Origin of the sequence: uncultured Mailhella sp., assembly GCF_905187505.1 — a bacterium.
Classification (GTDB): Bacteria; Desulfobacterota; Desulfovibrionia; order Desulfovibrionales; family Desulfovibrionaceae; genus Mailhella.
In genome coordinates this window covers 1-15,550 of the sequence record NZ_CAJJIC010000044.1, presented here as the reverse complement: position 1 = coordinate 15,550, position 15,550 = coordinate 1, and the positions used below count along the sequence as shown (strand labels likewise).

Here is a 15,550-nt window from a genome sequence, read left to right as displayed (position 1 = left end):
ATTTGAAATTATTTGTTTTCTATAAGCTAATCCCCTCGCTGCATAGTTACCTAAAAATTATTTTAGAATGTCATTGATTCGCATGGCTGAAATTCGCGTTCCATCAGGAGCAAGATGAGCGTAGCGTTGTGTCATGGCAAGAGAAGAGTGTCCCATCAGCTCAGAGACCGTATAAAGAGGAGTCCCCTGCTGTACAAGCCATGAAGCAAATGTGTGTCGGAGTGTATGGAAGACGACCTTTTGGCGTGGATCTGCAATTCCATCATTGAATCCAAGCTCTTTGACTATCCTGTCAAAAACTTTTGATACCTGCCCCCGCTGTCCTCCTGTTTTAGCAGGTAAAACAAGCTCTCCGGGCTGCTGGCCGTGGAATTTACCTTCGAGAACAACTTTCACTTCCGGACTCATATACGCATGACGGTTCTTGCCACTTTTAGGATCACGGATTAATAGAATTTCATTGGAGAAGTCTACGTCAGCCCAAATCAAAGCGTGAATTTCACCAGCTCTCAGTCCACAGGCAAGAGAAAGCAACGCCGTAGTGTACAAGTCAGAGGACACTATTTTCAATGCCTGAAGCAGTGTCTTCGCTTCTTCTCTGCTTAGGAAACGCATTCGGCGATTATCAAATTTTGGGATTTTGACGTTTCGAGTAGGCGGGATACCAGAGACGATACCTCGGCGATTAGCCAGATGCCAGATCTGGGAAAAAATTGCCAAAGCGTATTCGATAGTCCGAGGAGATTTCCCATCGGCAAGCATAGTCTGTTTCAGATTTTCAAGTTGCTCTTCATTGATTTCAATCAATGGCTTTTCGCCGAAGTATGGTTTCAACCACCGTGTGTATAAGTCTTCCTCTTTTTTTATCGTGCTTTCCTTTTTATGGCCTTGGGTAAGTCTGTAGGTGCTGCTCCAAAAGTCATCGACTGTGATCTTAGTAGCCCGTTCTTGAGCTTCAGCCTTTTCCGCTTCAGTCCGTTTCTTCCTTGCTTCGTCGCGAGCTTGCCGAAGAGTAACTGCCCCATTGCCTATCCGTTTGGCTTCTTTGAGCTTCGCAAGTTCTATGCGGGCTTTTGTCAGCGTCCAGCCGTCTGATAACCAACCGAGACCTTCTTCTATCTGCTTACCATCGACAGTGAAGCGGAGCGTATAATACCGATCCCGTCTCTTTCCATGCATTCGCGTTTCGTGCTCGTAGTAGCGGATGCCACGCTCCTCCGTAATCCATTTCCGACCACTCACTGTTACCTCCAGACTTCTATCGCATCAAGTGAGGTTGCCATGGGCAAAGTCACTAGTCCAGCATTCTCCCTTATTTCTCCCTAATTTTCGCGTGAAAGAGAGGTAAAGTCAATGACTCTGAACGAAGTAAATTTTGTTTATTGTATAGCATAATTATTTATAAAAATTGTATATTACCTGCTCATAGTGAAGCCGTATGAAAGTATACACCTAGAGATTCGTAATCAGTAGGTCTGGAGTTCAAGTCTCCAAGCTGGCTCCAGTGAAATTCAGGCATCCGCATTTTCATGCGGATGCCTTTTTTGTCGCGCCGCATCACCTTTCACGGAGCCCCTCTTCTTCTCATCACGGCAGCGGCATAAAAGCACAAGGCCGTCCGGCAAAAACTCGCCTGCAGGCGATCCGGGTGCTTCATTCCAGCCTCTTCCCGACCGCCCAGAGACTGCGGGCCACCTCAACCACGGAGTCTTTATCTGCCGAGGTTGAGCCTTCGTATCCAGTTGAAGGCCGTATGGTCAGAAATGCCCAGGGCCTGCGCTATGCCGTTTTTCCCCGTCACTCTGCCCTTTTTCTGCCTATAGACGAAGGCAAAATATTTCGCCTCCATTTCAGAGAGAGGCACGATTTCCCCATTCCAAAAAAAATCACCTTCCGTCAAACCGGCATGCGCGCCGGACGCCGAAGCCCGCTTCTCGGAGCCGACAGAGGGAAAATCTCCGGCATGCACCGCGCCGGTAGCCGCAGCACGCTGAAAATCTTCAAGAATGGCAAGACGTTCCATGAAATGCATCAGTTCTCTGACGTTTCCCGGCCACGGCATGGAAAGCAGACGCTCCTTTTCTTCATCCGAAAGCACGCGCCGCTTTTTTCCATACTGCTGACAATACTGGCCCAGAAAAATTTCCGCGAGGAAAAGAATGTCCCCTCTTCTCTCCCGCAGAGGAGGCACGAACAGGGATATCGTGTTGAGACGAAAATACAGGTCCGATCTCAACTTTCCATCGGCAACGGCCTTCTCAAGATTGGCGTTCGTGGCCGCAATGATTCTGAAGCGTGAATGAATCTGCTTGAGTCCGCCCACGCGACGGAACGCCCTTTCCTGCAGGATGCGCAGAAGCTTCACCTGCACGTCCATGGGGACGTCCGCGATTTCATCGAGAAAAAGCGTGCCGTTGTCGGCCAGTTCGAACAGTCCCTTCTTGGGGCCCGCCGCGCCGGTGAAGCTGCCCTTTTCATAGCCGAGGCATTCGCTTTCAAAAAGCGATGCGGGAATGGAGGAAAGATTGACGGGAATGAACTCCCCGCTCCGTCCGCTCTGATCATGGATTCGCCGCGCCAGACGCTCCTTTCCCACCCCGCTTTCTCCTATGAGAAGCACCGATGCTTCCGTAGGCGCAAGCAGATCGATGGTCTTGACCAGTTTCTTCATTTCGGGGCTGCGGAAAAAAATCGCACCGTCCCCCGGGCTCGCCATGTAGACGGGCGATCGAAGAAGGCTGTGGGAATGCGTCTGCTGCGTGCGCTGATAGCTGCCGATTTCGGAAAGAATCTGACTTGTCAGAAGCTCGCACATGCTTCTGTCCAGAATCTGGAATATGGCCTTGCGGAAATGTCCGAACGCCGACAGAAAAAACGACTCCTTCTCATCCTGCGTTATTCTGAGAACGATGCGCGCCATGTCTTCCGAGGCATCGGGAAGCGCAACGACGAGGGACGAATCCGACTCAGGCATCGGGTTCCCGCACACGTCCCCGCATTCCCAGCCTTCGGTCGCGGCAACGCATTCCCGCTTTTTTTCCTTCTCCTGCACCACGCCCCCCTGAAGCGCACCGAAGGCGGTCATGAAGGCCGACAATATGCCGTTGAAAAAAAGCGGAGCGCTTTTGACGAGCTGACGGCAGTTCAGCTCCAGAAGCGACTGAAACATCAAAAAGTAAGGGAAGTAGGGAGACGTGGCGGACGATGCGGAAAGCTCCGGCATCGGTCTGTCTTCAGGCCACAGGGCGGGGAAAAATGCGGCTGAGATTTCCGCGGCCTTTTTCTCAAAGGCTTCCGCTTCGGAAGAGCGCCCCGTCATGGTCAGAAAACGCGACAGTGCCAGACAGGTCCTCGCCGACTCAAGCGGAGCAAGACTGCCCTGAAGAATGTTCAGACTGTGTCTGAGACATGAGAGAATCTCCTCATCGTCCCGGTCTGAAGACGAAAGCAGCCGACCGGCCGACATTCTGAGAAAAATGGCCCGCAGTATCGTGTTCGACGCATTTCTCGCCCTGCGGACGGCCTCGGCCCACTCCCGGTCAGAAAAGACGGGAAGGCCCTTCTGCTCGAGCTGAAAAAGAAGCTCCGGAAGAAACGGATATCTGAGAAAATGCTCGGCGCTCACGGGCCCCAGCGTCTCGGCGGCAAGACGTGTCTCGCCGGACAGAAAATACGCAAGAGAAAGCAGCGGGCTCGGAGAATAGCTTTTGAGCCTTTCCAGAGGAACCTTCTCCTTCCAGCCTGAGCAATACAGTCCGGCTATCTCTCTGAGAGGAAGGCTTGACGGACTGCCTGCCGAAGCGGCGATGTCCCGGGCAAGGGCATACTGACAGGTCATCATGGCGCCGATGAACGCGTTTTCGATGATCGCGCAGTCCCTCGGCGTATTCTCCGCGTCAAGGAGCGTGTTCAGCCGCCAGATGTTGATGACGTTGAAGTACTTTCCGGTAAAGATATAGAACTCGCTCAGAAACGACAGCGATATCAGACGAAGCGAGGAGTCGTGAAAGTTTCTGAGCTGCCAGAAGCTTTCCTCGACCAGATGCACGTCGAAATTTCTGCCCTGCGCGTAGGACAGCGGAAGGCTGACGCATTGTATGGCGAAATGAAGGAAGGAATACGCCTTGTCGTTGCCTATGGCAAAGGCCATGCCCTTTGCCTTGAACAAAAGCGTGCTGAACTCCCTGAGTCCGCCGTAAGAAAGCAGGTGCGGAGAAACGCTGATCATGAAGGAAACGAAGCGGCCGCATCCCGCGATGTCCCTGAGACTCATGCGGCGCCTCGTGAGCACAAATATGAGCGCGGAGGCGACGGCTTTTTTTTCAATGAGGGCGAGACCGGAGGAAAACGCGCGTGCCGCAGTCCGGCACAGATGACGCAGGGCCTCGCCGTCGTTTCTGTGAAACGCGGCGGAAAGCGCAAGACACAGACTGTCGTCATCGACCTCGACCAGCATGGCCAGCGTGCGGAGCACGGGAGAAACGGCTTCCTCCCTGACCGTCATGCCTCTTCCGTCGGACGCCACGGCAAAATATCGGGAAGGAAGGTCGAGCAGCTGATCCCGTTCAAGATGCAGGATGCGGCAGGCATCGTCGGGAGACAGCCCGCCGGGAAGACAGGCACAAAGCAGAACCAGCTTTCCGGAAGCCGTGAGACGAGAATTTTCGCAGAGAAACGGTATGTTGCCGCCCGTCATGTTTTCCACCTCCCCCATCATGCATGGCGCCGGACTGATCCGGCCCGGGTCGAAAAAGGATAGCGTCCTTCCAATACTATGTAAATATTTCATGAAAAATATGCACAATATCCTGCAATCTCCCGTTGAGAAACTTTTATCCATTGAAATAATTGTACATTATTTTTGGTATGATTTTTGCTTTTTAAAGAAGAAACGAAGGAGGAAGTATGCCACAGGACGTCAACGGATTCACGGTGCATGAAACGGACGTGCTGGTCCTTGGTGCCGCGGCTGCCGGTACCGGAGCCGCGCGTGCGGCTCTTGAGGCGGGACGGCGCGTGCTGCTTGTCGATAAGGGAAAGTTTGAAAGCTGCGGAAGCATAGGCGGCGGCAACGACCACTTCATGGCGGTTCTGAACACGGACGCGCCGTTCGACACCACGGAAGACTTCATACGTTTCTATGAAAAGCCGAACTGGGGGCTGGTGCCGTCCACCATCCGAGAATGGGCGGAAATCTGCCCGCACATGATCACATTTCTTGAGAGCGTGGGAGTTGAGTTCAGGCGCAACGCCGACGGCTCATACATGAGAAGCCAGGGGTTCGGGCAGCCGGGAAGCTGGTGGATTCTCATCAAGGACGGCGAGAAGCTCAAGCCCAGAATGTCCAGGCGCATTCTGGAGATGGGGGCGGAGTGCCTCAATCACGTGCAGGTGACGAAGCTCATATCGCAGAAGGGAAGAATCGTCGGCGCCGTAGGCTTCGACGTGCTGACGGGAGAATTCCACGTCATGCTCGGAAAGGCGGTCATACTCTGCCTCGGCCCGGTGGCCGAACGCGGCTGGACCAACTCCACCGGCAATCCCTTCAACTGCATGTATCCGCCCTCGGTAACGGGCTCCCACTTCGTTCTTCCCTATGAAATGGGCGCGGAACTCGCCTGCCTCGACACGCTGCAGGGCGCGACGCTCTTTCCCAAGAGCTTCGGCTGTCCCGGCATGAACGGCATTACCGGCTCCGGCGCTCACGGGCTCAACGCCAAAGGCGAACGGTACATGGTCAACTATCATGCCATGACCGAACAGGCGCCCCGGGGCCTTCTCATGCAGGGCACCGTGCGAGAACAGCTTCGGCAGGCAGGCCCCCCCTTCTACATGGACATGCGCCACATCGACGAGGTGACGCGCGACATTCTGGACAACGACCTCATGCCCGGCGACAAGGCGACGTGGTTTGAATACTGCGCACAGAAGGGCGTGGACATCGCCAAGGCCCCCATGGAAATCGAAATAGGCTCCATCAGCATGGAAGGCCGCGTACTCAGAAACAAAAATTTCCAGAGCACGCTTCCCGGTCTTTATGTCGGATGCAGCTTCATGTCCTTCAGCGGAGCCATCTGCGGCGGCTACCTCGCCGCAAAGCACGCTGCGGAAGAAATCGCCGCCGCGCCCGTGGAATTCCTGCCGCTCGACGAAAAGGAGCTGAGCGAAGAGAAGGATCGTGTGCTCAAGCCCATGGTCGACGGAGGCGACACGCCGTACCAGCTCTTTGAATCCGCCATACACCAGGTGATGAACTACTACATGGGCTATTCGAGAAATGAAAAGGGCATGACGCACGCGCTCGCCAGTCTCGACCGCATTGAGAGCCTGACCGACGACCTGCACGCCGCCAATCTCCATGAGCTCATGCGGACCCATGAATGCCTCGATCTGCTCAAGCTCTGCCGCCTCGTCGTTCTGGCCAGCATGGCGAGAAAGGAAACCTCGCTCTGCACCATGGCCATGCGCGGCGACTATCCCGGTCCCGACAAGGAACTGGCGGACAAAATTCTCGTCATCAGAAAAATCAACGGCTCCCCCGAGTTGCGCTGGGAAGTGAAATCGGAATATCTTCGTTAGAAAGGAGCACACACCATGCCGCCAAGATTCAGTAAGGAAGTGCGGGAATATCATATCACCGACGTGCCCGTGAAAAGGCAGAGAAGGACATCCCCCTGCGAGCACGCCTGTCCCGCGGGCAACCGCATCCAGCTCGTGGAAACGCTCATAAAGGAAGGCAAAACGGACGAGGCAAGAACGGCCCTTCTTTCCCGCAATCCGTTTGCGGGCACCACGGGACGCGTATGCCCCGGATTCTGCGAGGAAAAGTGCAACCGGTGCAGCTATGACGAAGGCGTGGCCATTCGAGCGCTGGAACGATACGCCGCGGAAAAGGGCTCGCTGCCCTCGCTGCGCCCCCTGGCCGACACCGGCAAAACGATCGCCGTCATCGGCTCCGGTCCCGCCGGACTCACCGCCGCCTTCTATCTGCGCATGCTCGGTCACGGCGTGGACGTCTTCGAGGCCGATCCCGTCCTCGGCGGCGTGCCCCGGATGAGCATTCCCGACTTCCGTCTGCCCAAGAACGTTCCCGATGCTGAAGTCGGGCTCATTCTCTCCCTCGGCGTCACGGCCCACGTGAACACCCGCGTGGGAAAAGACGTGACCATGGAAGAGCTGCTCAAGCGCTTCGACGCATGCCTTGTGACCACGGGCAACCAGATCCAGCGCATGCTGGCCGTTCCCGGCATTGAGACGGCACGCTCCGCCATGGACTTCCTCCGGGCAAGCAACATGAAACGCGAATCTCTGGCCGGGAAAAAGGTCGTCATTCTCGGCGGCGGCGGCGTGGCCTTCGACTGCGCCTTCACGGCAAAGCGCCTCGGTGCAGAATCCGTCAGTCTGGTATTCCCCGAATCGGCCGACAATATCAAGACGACCGCCGACGAAATACGCCAGGCGCACGACGAGGGCCTGACCCTCCATTCCTCCCGCCTCACGACCGCCGTTGCCGAAGACAAAGTCTGCGCGCGCGCCCTGTCGAACTTCACCTTCGACGAAAAGGGGGAACTCATCGCCGAATTTGAAGATGATTCCGTGCACGAAATTCCCGCGGACGTGGTCATCTGCGCCAGCGGCCTGAAGCCGGACACCGCCTTCCTTGACGGACTTGCTCCAAAGCGCACGCCCAGAGGCCATCTTGACGTCGGAAGCGACATGATGAGCTCCGTGCCCGCACTCTTCGCCGCAGGCGACATCGTCACAGGACCGGCCACGGTGACCTCCGCCATAGGAAACGGCAGAAAGGCCGCCCTAGCCATCCACGCGTTTCTTTCAGAAAACGACGCCCCCATTGAGATAACGCTGGAGAAGGACGAAAAGGGCTCCTTCACCGCCGTCGAACGCAAGGCGAAGACGTACAACCTGACCAGACACGTCGTGGCCTTCTCCGAAATCAGAAATCCCGACTATCACGAGCACAGCCGCAGAACGGTTCAGCGCGCAAACGACTGCTCCATGCTGCCCTTCGCAGAACTCAAAGCCGGCTTCAGCGATGCGGAAGCCGCCGCCGAAGCCTCCCGCTGCATGCACTGCGGTCACTGCATAGACTGCGGCAACTGCGTCGAGCGCTGCCCCGACTACATCATCGACAGAACCGAAAGCGACGGCCCCTTCATCCGATATCCCCAGGAGTGCTGGCACTGCGCCGCGTGCAGAATAGGCTGTCCGACGGGCTCGATAGACATCGAGTTTCCCATCACTCATCTTGTATGATCATCAACCCATGCCAGGAGAACGACATGAAGAAACAACTTGCAATTCTTGCGATGGCAGCCTCTCTTCTCATCGCTCCGAAGAGTTCTCCCGCCGCGGCGGACTACGTTCTTTCCCTCAATCTGCCCATAGCTCCCGTTCACACCCGGTGGACCGGAGCGGTGAAGGTATACTTCGACGAACTGCAGAAGCGGTCTGGAGGCCGCATCGTCGTGGAGCCCTACTTTGCCGAATCGCTGAGCAAGATGAGCGAGTGTGCGGACTCCGTGCGCAACGGCCTTGCCGACCTCACCGAAACGGCGCTCACCACGGCACCCGGAGCCTTTCCTTTCTTCAGCCGCTTCGCCGATCTGTCCGACGTGACCCGCTCCATCGACGCCCCCGTGAAGATCATGAAGGAGCTCGGCGCAGAGTTCCCCGAAATCTACAACGAGTGCAAGGGATTGAAAATTCTCGCCATCCATGCTCTTCCCGTGGGCATGGTCCCCTGCACCAAGGAGCCCATACGAAGCCTTGACGACTTCAAGGGCAAGAAGATAGGGGCCATCACGCCGGCCACGGCGGACAAGCTGAAGGCCCTCGGTGCGACGCCGGTCATGATGCCTCTTGCGGACATGTACATCTCCCTGCAGCAGGGGCTGCTCGACGGCGCGGTGGTCGACTTCCAGATGCTCGTGTCCCGCCGCTTCGGCGACATGCTCAAGTACATGGTTCCCCTCACCATGTCCGGGTGCTATTTCGGCATGTTCATGAACGAGGACGTCTACAACGCCCTGCCGGACGATCTCCAGAAGGTCATTGACGACATGACCGCCAACTACGTCGACGGAATGTTCGACGCCTTCTGGGAAAAGGACCAGTATGAAACGGCCGCCAAGTGGATGAAGGACATGGGCGGCACCATCATCATGCTTTCCGACGCGGACTACGCCAAGGCCCGCGAGCTTACGCTTCCCCTGAATGATTCCATTCTCAAGATCATGCAGGACAACGGCATTCCTGCCGAAAAGCTGGCCAAGCGATTCTATGAGCTGAGCGAAAAGTACTATTCGCCCTGGAAGAATTCCCGCCTCGTCAAGGAAGCGGAAATACGGTAAACACGACAAACGGCGCATGGCCTGCGCGCCATGCGCCGTCCTGGATTTTGCAAAGGAAGGATCGGCATCATGGAAGGAGTGAAGAGTGTCGGCGGAGTTCCGCCTGTTCTGGATTCGGTCGAGGCGATGCTTACGTCGTTCTGCAGGGTGCTCAGCTCGGCCGGCATATGCGTCTTCATGGTCATGGTGTTCATGACCTTTCTGGACGTGTTCATGCGCTACATGTTCAATCACCCCATGCAGGGCATTTTTGAAATAACGGCCATGCTCATGCCGCTCGTCGTCTTCTCCTCGCTGGCCTACACCCAGTGCACGAAAAGCCATATCAGCATGGATCTTCTGACGGGCAACCTGTCGGAACCGCAGAAGAACGTTCTGGAATTCGCCACCGGCTGCTGGAGCCTCGCCGTCTGCATCCTTTCCGTCTACGCCTCCTACGCCTACGCCTTCAACACAAAGCTGATCATTCTCACCCTCAATCTTTCCGTCAAACCCTTCGTGCTGTTCGTCAGCTTCGGCTTTGCGCTTCTGGCGCTGGTCATTCTGGTGGATGTGCTGAAAAAGGGAGCGCTGGTCCTTCATCAGGGCTGGCCCCATGCGATTTTCGCCCTGCTGCTTGCCGTGATTCCCATAGTGCTGGGCTGGCATTTCGGGTCACACCGTCTGTTCGGCGTCAGCCAGGTCGTCATAGGAATATGCGGCATCATCGTCATGCTGCTGCTTTTCGCCAGCGGCATGCCCATCGGCTTTGCCCTCATGGCTACGGGCTTCATTTTTTCCGGCGTGATACGCGGCCTCAAGCCCATCCTGGACATGTACGGCAGCTCCATGTACAGCACAAGCGCAAACTACACTTGGGCGCCGCTCATGTTCTTCATGCTCATGGGCTACTTCTGTTCCTACGGCAATCTGGGCAAGGACCTCTACAACTGCGCCCGAAACTTTCTCGGGCATTACCGCGGCGGCCTCGCCCAGGGCAGCGCCGTGGCGTGCACGGCCTTCGGCGCGGTCGTCGGCGACAGCATTTCCGGCACCGTGGCCATGACGGCCATCGCTCTGCCTGAAATGCGCGGCAACAGGTACGACGATTCCATTTCCCTCGGCGTTCTGTCCTGCTCCGGCCCCATAGGCACGCTCATTCCTCCGAGCACCATGCTCATTCTCTACGGCGTGCTTGCCGAGCAGTCCATAGCCGACCTCTTTCTTGCCGGCGTCGTTCCCGGCATTCTGACCTGCGTCGTCTACTGCGTCATCATCTGGTGGAAGGTCTGGCGGCATCCCGAGCTTGCGCCGCGTCTGCCGAAGGCTCCGCTCGCCGTACGGGTACGGTCCCTGAGTCTGGCATTGCCCATACTCATTCTTTTCATCCTTGTCATCGGCGGCATATACGGCGGCATTTTCACCCCCACGGAAGGCGCCGCCATAGGCTCCATAGGCAGTCTGCTCATCTCCCTGATCCTCCGCAGGATGACATGGCGCAAATTCATCGACGCCGTCAACGAATCCGCCAAGTACATCGCCATGTGCTTCTTCGTGCTCACCGGAGCCACCGTCGTCGGCTACTTCATGACACTCAGCAAGATTCCCATGCTGCTCGCCAACGGCGTGGCCGCGCTCCAGCTTCCCGAATATCTGACCCTCAGCCTCGTCTTTCTGGTGCTGCTCTTCCTCGGCTGCTTCATCCCCGCCATTCCGCTCATGCTGGTATGCGTGCCCATTCTCGTTCCCGTTGCCGGACTCTATCAGTGGGACATGCTGTGGTTCGGCATCTTCATCTGCATCATGATGAACCTCGGCTGCATAACGCCGCCTTTCGGAATCAACCTCTTCGTCATGAAAGGCGTAGCGGACGTGCCGCTTGCCATGGTGTTCAGATCTGCCGTTCCCTACATTCTCGGCATGTGCCTCACGGTCGTGCTGCTCGTGATCTTTCCCGGCATCGCGACGTGGCTTCCGCTGTCCATGCATTGACGAACAAAAAAATCCCGGTCTTCAACGTATCGGAAGACCGGGATTTTCATCTTCAAGCCTGCAAAGGCATCAGCCCGCGTTTTTGGCAAGCTCCAGCTTCAGCCTCTCGGCAGCGCCTTCGTTGAGCTTCTTCAGCCGGGCGACATACGCTGCCCGGTTGATGAGCGGATGCGGATCGGAAGGCTTCAGACTGCGCAGAGCGGGAATCTTGTCCGCAAGGCCGTTGGAGAACGGATGCGCCGTAAGATCCACTTCAATGTTCAGCGAATCTTCCGACAGCCTGTCCATGCTCTTCATGTAGGCGCGAACCTGATCGGGACCTTCAATGGCATTCAGCCCCTGTCCGCCCACGGTCACGGCCCGATACGTCTTGTCTCCGCGGCGCACGTCGTACATGTACGACGCCGTGCCCCAGGTATGTCCCGGCGTTTCGAGCACGGTGAACACGGCATCGCCGCAGCGCAGCCTGTCTCCGTCTCTGGCCACGACATCCTTTTCCTCGAGCATCTTCCACTCTTTTGCCGTGCCCATGCTCTCGTTCGAGTACCGGAAGGCTTCGTTCCATCCGCGTTCCGTCATGACGAAACGGGCCTTTTTCAAAAGAGGCTTCAACCGGTAATAGCCGCCCACATGATCGAAATGACCGTGCGTCATGAGCACGAGGCGCACATCATCAGGCGCAATGCCCACGGTGTGGAGATTCTCAATGAGAAAATCCACATAGGGCTCGTGCGTGGTATCGATGAGCCCCCATCCCTCGCTGGTTTTGATGGCCCAGGAAGAAACCCATGCAATGCCTACCTGCCAGACGTTGTCGAACGCCTGATAGGGGGCGATCTTCTGTGCGGCGGGATCATTTATCCAGGCATCCAGAGCGGCAGGAGCCTTTTTCTTCGCTCCGAGCTCCGCAAAAAGACGATTGACTTCCGCAGTGTCCAGAACGGCGGCCTTCGCGGTGGAAGCAAGAGGAGAACAAAGCGCGGCTCCTGCGGCGCAGCAGCCGAGCGCAAGAAATGTACGACGGGAAATGTTGTTCATGATCAATCATTCTTTCATGTAACCATGCGTATTTTTTCCATCATAGACAAAAACGCCGCACAGAACAATCCGTTGTAACACTTTGCCATGATATTCAACACGCTGTAACAAAAAGCGCATTTCCCGGCATGTCAAAGACAAGACGATGCGCTGAGCGCGGGCAGAAGACACAAAACGCATTCCGAAGGCAAAGACTTCATTTCCGGGGGACGACCTTTGTTTCCTCCCGTTCCACGTCGCTGCCGCACCTTCGACACCCGCCTTTCTCCGTGCACGCCAAAGCCGGAATGAAAGACGGCGGACGGCCTTGACCTCGCCGCACAACGCCGCAGAAGCGACGTCACCTCGGAAAAGATCCCGGCAAGGCATGAAAAAAGGCTTCCTCATGCGGCGTCGGTCTGCAAAGCAGACGACGCGGGCACAAAGAAGCCCGTCAACAGGCACAGATAAAACGCCGAAGCGCATGGCCGTGGTCCTGCCGTCTCAGGCCGGACGCGTACCGGCGGCACCGATCCGAAGCCCTGCACGCGTCAAGGCGCAAGGCTCGCGATCACGACGTCGCAGGCAAAAATTCCTTTTGACCCGATTGACCCGAAAACGCGACATCACACCACGCGCCTCATGACAATCAGGCGGACGACCGCCGCAGCACATCCCGATCCGCAGATCATATCATGTGCGACGTCGCCTCACACGTTTTTCCATCCGGAACTTCGGCTCAGGACCTGGCGGCGTCGGCCTTCTTGTCCTCATCGGGCAGAAGCGCGGCTTCCCACATTTCCTGATAGTACATGCAGGTGCCGGGATTCCATGCCGTGGCCGTGGCATGATCATAGCTTTCCGTAATGGGCCAGTCCGTATGCGGACGCAGGGCCTCTTCAAAGGAAGGAGCTTCGACGATGCCGTCATACTCCAGATTGAGCGTGTAGTTCGGGCCCTTAAGATAACGCAGATGATAACGAGGCATCTCTCTTTTCTCCAAACAAGTGCCGGAAAGAGAATGCTTCTCTTTCCGGCACCGTGATCATTCGTTCAGCAAACGGCTTAGTGCGTCGTCATCACGAACTTGCTGATGAGGAACAGCACGACCAGCAGGGTGACGCCGAGGCCCCAGCTCCAGTGGATGAGCTTGAGTTCGGTTTCATCCAGAGGCTCGTACTCCATGTTCTTTATTTCTTCATGGAGTTTAACTTCTTTGTCTTCCATTTTATGCTCCTTTATAAGAATAGACTAGGCACCGATCACAGGCGGGGTCATGCCATGGAAGAATGCATAGGAGATGAACAGACCGACCCAGATGATGAAGCCGAAGAGGCACACGATATACACGACGGCGAGACGGCCGATACCTTCTTCCTTCAGCTTGCGGAAGTTGGAAACCATGCCGATGCTGAAGAAGGTAAGCAGGAAGAAGATGGTGCGGAAGCCGTTGATGGCGCCGGACATGGCACCGCCCAGCTTGTGCATTTCAGGCGAAGCGAGGCACATGATGAGCAGGATGAGGAAGGTGCCGAGGTAGCCGAGAACGAAACGGGGGAAACGATCCATCACGTCGCCCCAGCTCATGGTGCGTTCGCCGTTGGTCTTGTCGAACTTGGCGGTCCACACGTAGGCGAGCACGAGAGCCCACACGCCGATGAACATATCGATGAAGATCTTGACGGTGGTGGTGACCATCACGATCCAGCCGGGTTCGTACTGCGTGCCGAGACCGGCAACCTTGGCGAGAATCAGAGCTTCGGTGATGGCACCGGAAGCAATGGCGCCGCCGTCGGACTTGACGGCCAGGCCCATCCAGCCGCCGGCCACCATGGGTTCGCTGTACAGGAAGTGCTGAGCGAGGAAGGGCAGAACCAGCATTTCAATGCAGGTGAACACAACGACCAGGGAAGAAACCATGATCGGGACAACAGGCCTGGCGCGGATGGCACCACCGGTGGCGATAGCGGCGGACACACCGCAGATGGAAATGCCCGAAGCCAGAGGAGCAGCCCATTCCTTGTTGAACTTGAAGTACTTACGGGCAACGTAGTAAACAACGGCCCAGTAGAGCAGATAAGCTTCAACAATGGCGCAGAGGCCTCGGAAGATGACGTGACCGGCGAAGCCCGCGGCATCGGCAGCCTTCACGCCGAGTTCGGCGCCCAGGATGACGATGGCGATCTTCACGAACAGTTCGGGACGGCAGGCTTCACGCACATTGTCGGTGAATCCGGGAGCCAGGTTGCCGATAAGGATACCGGCAATCAGAGCGCAGATGAGGCCGGCTTCGGTGCTGAGGCCCAGAGCCCACGGAATGCCCATCTTGGTGAGCTCGGTGGGGTTGGCGGCGATGTAGGCGTTGGCGCCCACGGTGTAGCAGGCGATGGCGATGAAGAAGATCAGCGTGAAGGAACCGACAAAGCGCTTCACGTTGCCTCTCATGAGCTTCACGCCCACGGAGAGAACCGCAGTGATGAAAACGTACGTGATAAGGAGCGCAGCCCATCCGGGCACGAGTCCCTTCGTCGCCGAAGACAAACCGTCAAAGGGGTTGCTCACCCACATTCCGACCTTGAGGGTCCAGCCCAGAATGTCCAGGCCGATCAGTTTGCCCAGTGCCAGAACGAAGATAAAGAGCCCGCAGACAAGGGCTACTTTGTCTTCGTTGAAAGCAGCTTTCGTTGACATATAAACTCCCCTGTTAAAAAAAGATAAATTCCGTTGCGATGCTCGCAACCGGCACCCAAAATAATATTATTAAAAAAAAGTTCAACAAGTTTATTTTTCTGTTCTCCGCACTTCTGAAATGAAAAATAAAAGACAATGATTACACATTGATAAAATCAATTTTTTGCGACGAATACCACTTTTTTCACGTTCTCTTGTGAACAAACGAAAAGTATGGAGTGACATCTATTTTTATAAATGCTTTCAAATGGTTATATTGTAATATACGCTACTTTTCTCCCTGAAAAAACCACCGATTGTGAAAAACATTAATTTGTTATTTTTGTGTCAGTATTTTAAGCTGAAAATTTCAACTGTGAGTTTATGCATCTTTTTCTGAGAAGTCTTTTTTCTTTCAAAGTTCACCATTATGTACTTCACAAATTGGCATAATCATACTTTTATTTATCAACAATAAAATACAATATTACTTATAATTCATTTTATATATGATATATAAA

At 55.7% G+C, this 15,550-nt stretch carries 11 protein-coding genes; 4 read left to right on the top strand and 7 right to left on the bottom strand.

What is annotated here, in order from left to right; translation table 11 throughout:
- Positions 1 to 57 precede the first annotated feature (57 nt).
- Positions 58 to 1,242 carry a site-specific integrase gene (locus QZZ60_RS05945; RefSeq protein ID WP_295639189.1) on the bottom strand — a complete coding sequence of 395 codons (1,185 nt, stop codon included), beginning with the start codon at positions 1,240 to 1,242 and terminating at the stop codon, positions 58 to 60.
- Positions 1,243 to 1,711: 469 nt separating this feature from the next.
- Positions 1,712 to 4,696 (bottom strand): sigma 54-interacting transcriptional regulator, encoded by a 2,985-nt coding sequence (locus QZZ60_RS05940; RefSeq protein ID WP_295639186.1) that lies wholly within the window; start codon positions 4,694 to 4,696, stop codon positions 1,712 to 1,714.
- 209 nt (positions 4,697 to 4,905) lie between these two features.
- Here QZZ60_RS05940 and QZZ60_RS05935 point away from each other — a divergent pair, with 209 nt between their 5' ends.
- The 4 genes from QZZ60_RS05935 (at position 4,906) to QZZ60_RS05920 (ending at position 11,342) form a co-directional block, all read left to right on the top strand.
- Entirely contained in the window at positions 4,906 to 6,579 is a 1,674-nt protein-coding gene (locus QZZ60_RS05935; protein WP_295639183.1) for an FAD-binding protein, read from the top strand.
- Positions 6,580 to 6,594: 15 nt separating this feature from the next.
- Positions 6,595 to 8,274 carry an FAD-dependent oxidoreductase gene (locus tag QZZ60_RS05930; protein ID WP_295639179.1) on the top strand — a complete coding sequence of 560 codons (1,680 nt, stop codon included), beginning with the start codon at positions 6,595 to 6,597 and terminating at the stop codon, positions 8,272 to 8,274.
- A 26-nt stretch (positions 8,275 to 8,300) separates the two neighbouring features.
- A complete protein-coding gene (dctP, locus tag QZZ60_RS05925) occupies positions 8,301 to 9,371 on the top strand; it encodes a TRAP transporter substrate-binding protein DctP (protein ID WP_295639176.1) in 1,071 nt (356 codons plus the stop codon).
- A gap of 69 nt (positions 9,372 to 9,440) precedes the next feature.
- The gene (locus tag QZZ60_RS05920) at positions 9,441 to 11,342 is read left to right on the top strand and encodes a TRAP transporter large permease subunit (RefSeq protein ID WP_295639173.1); all 1,902 of its coding nucleotides are present in this window, start codon (positions 9,441 to 9,443) and stop codon (positions 11,340 to 11,342) included.
- A 69-nt stretch (positions 11,343 to 11,411) separates the two neighbouring features.
- On the opposite strand, the gene QZZ60_RS05915 is transcribed toward QZZ60_RS05920, so the two are convergent.
- From QZZ60_RS05915 to QZZ60_RS05895, 5 genes are all read right to left on the bottom strand, one after another.
- Positions 11,412 to 12,380 (bottom strand): MBL fold metallo-hydrolase, encoded by a 969-nt coding sequence (locus QZZ60_RS05915; RefSeq protein ID WP_295639170.1) that lies wholly within the window; start codon positions 12,378 to 12,380, stop codon positions 11,412 to 11,414.
- Between the two features lie 6 nt (positions 12,381 to 12,386).
- Positions 12,387 to 12,845, bottom strand: coding sequence for a hypothetical protein (locus QZZ60_RS05910; protein ID WP_295639168.1), 459 nt, complete (start codon positions 12,843 to 12,845; stop codon positions 12,387 to 12,389).
- 253 nt (positions 12,846 to 13,098) lie between these two features.
- Complete coding sequence (locus QZZ60_RS05905) at positions 13,099 to 13,347, bottom strand: hypothetical protein (RefSeq protein WP_295639165.1); 249 nt, start codon at positions 13,345 to 13,347, stop codon at positions 13,099 to 13,101.
- 77 nt (positions 13,348 to 13,424) lie between these two features.
- The gene (locus QZZ60_RS05900; protein WP_294484055.1) at positions 13,425 to 13,586 is read right to left on the bottom strand and encodes a bacteriocin-type signal sequence; all 162 of its coding nucleotides are present in this window, start codon (positions 13,584 to 13,586) and stop codon (positions 13,425 to 13,427) included.
- A 24-nt stretch (positions 13,587 to 13,610) separates the two neighbouring features.
- Positions 13,611 to 15,050, bottom strand: coding sequence for a putative sulfate exporter family transporter (locus tag QZZ60_RS05895; protein WP_295639159.1), 1,440 nt, complete (start codon positions 15,048 to 15,050; stop codon positions 13,611 to 13,613).
- Between the last annotated feature and the right edge of the window lie 500 nt (positions 15,051 to 15,550).

What these genes read in the sequence shown, in the direction of transcription:
- QZZ60_RS05935 (WP_295639183.1), top strand. Translation starts at nt 4,906, where the DNA reads ATGCCACAGGACGTCAACGGATTCACGGTGCATGAAACGGACGTGCTG.
- QZZ60_RS05915 (WP_295639170.1), bottom strand. Translation starts at nt 12,380, where the DNA reads ATGAACAACATTTCCCGTCGTACATTTCTTGCGCTCGGCTGCTGCGCC.
- QZZ60_RS05895 (WP_295639159.1), bottom strand. Translation starts at nt 15,050, where the DNA reads ATGTCAACGAAAGCTGCTTTCAACGAAGACAAAGTAGCCCTTGTCTGC.
- dctP (WP_295639176.1), top strand. Translation starts at nt 8,301, where the DNA reads ATGAAGAAACAACTTGCAATTCTTGCGATGGCAGCCTCTCTTCTCATC.
- QZZ60_RS05905 (WP_295639165.1), bottom strand. Translation starts at nt 13,347, where the DNA reads ATGCCTCGTTATCATCTGCGTTATCTTAAGGGCCCGAACTACACGCTC.
- QZZ60_RS05930 (WP_295639179.1), top strand. Translation starts at nt 6,595, where the DNA reads ATGCCGCCAAGATTCAGTAAGGAAGTGCGGGAATATCATATCACCGAC.
- QZZ60_RS05900 (WP_294484055.1), bottom strand. Translation starts at nt 13,586, where the DNA reads ATGGAAGACAAAGAAGTTAAACTCCATGAAGAAATAAAGAACATGGAG.
- QZZ60_RS05940 (WP_295639186.1), bottom strand. Translation starts at nt 4,696, where the DNA reads ATGACGGGCGGCAACATACCGTTTCTCTGCGAAAATTCTCGTCTCACG.
- QZZ60_RS05910 (WP_295639168.1), bottom strand. Translation starts at nt 12,845, where the DNA reads ATGCGCTTCGGCGTTTTATCTGTGCCTGTTGACGGGCTTCTTTGTGCC.
- QZZ60_RS05920 (WP_295639173.1), top strand. Translation starts at nt 9,441, where the DNA reads ATGGAAGGAGTGAAGAGTGTCGGCGGAGTTCCGCCTGTTCTGGATTCG.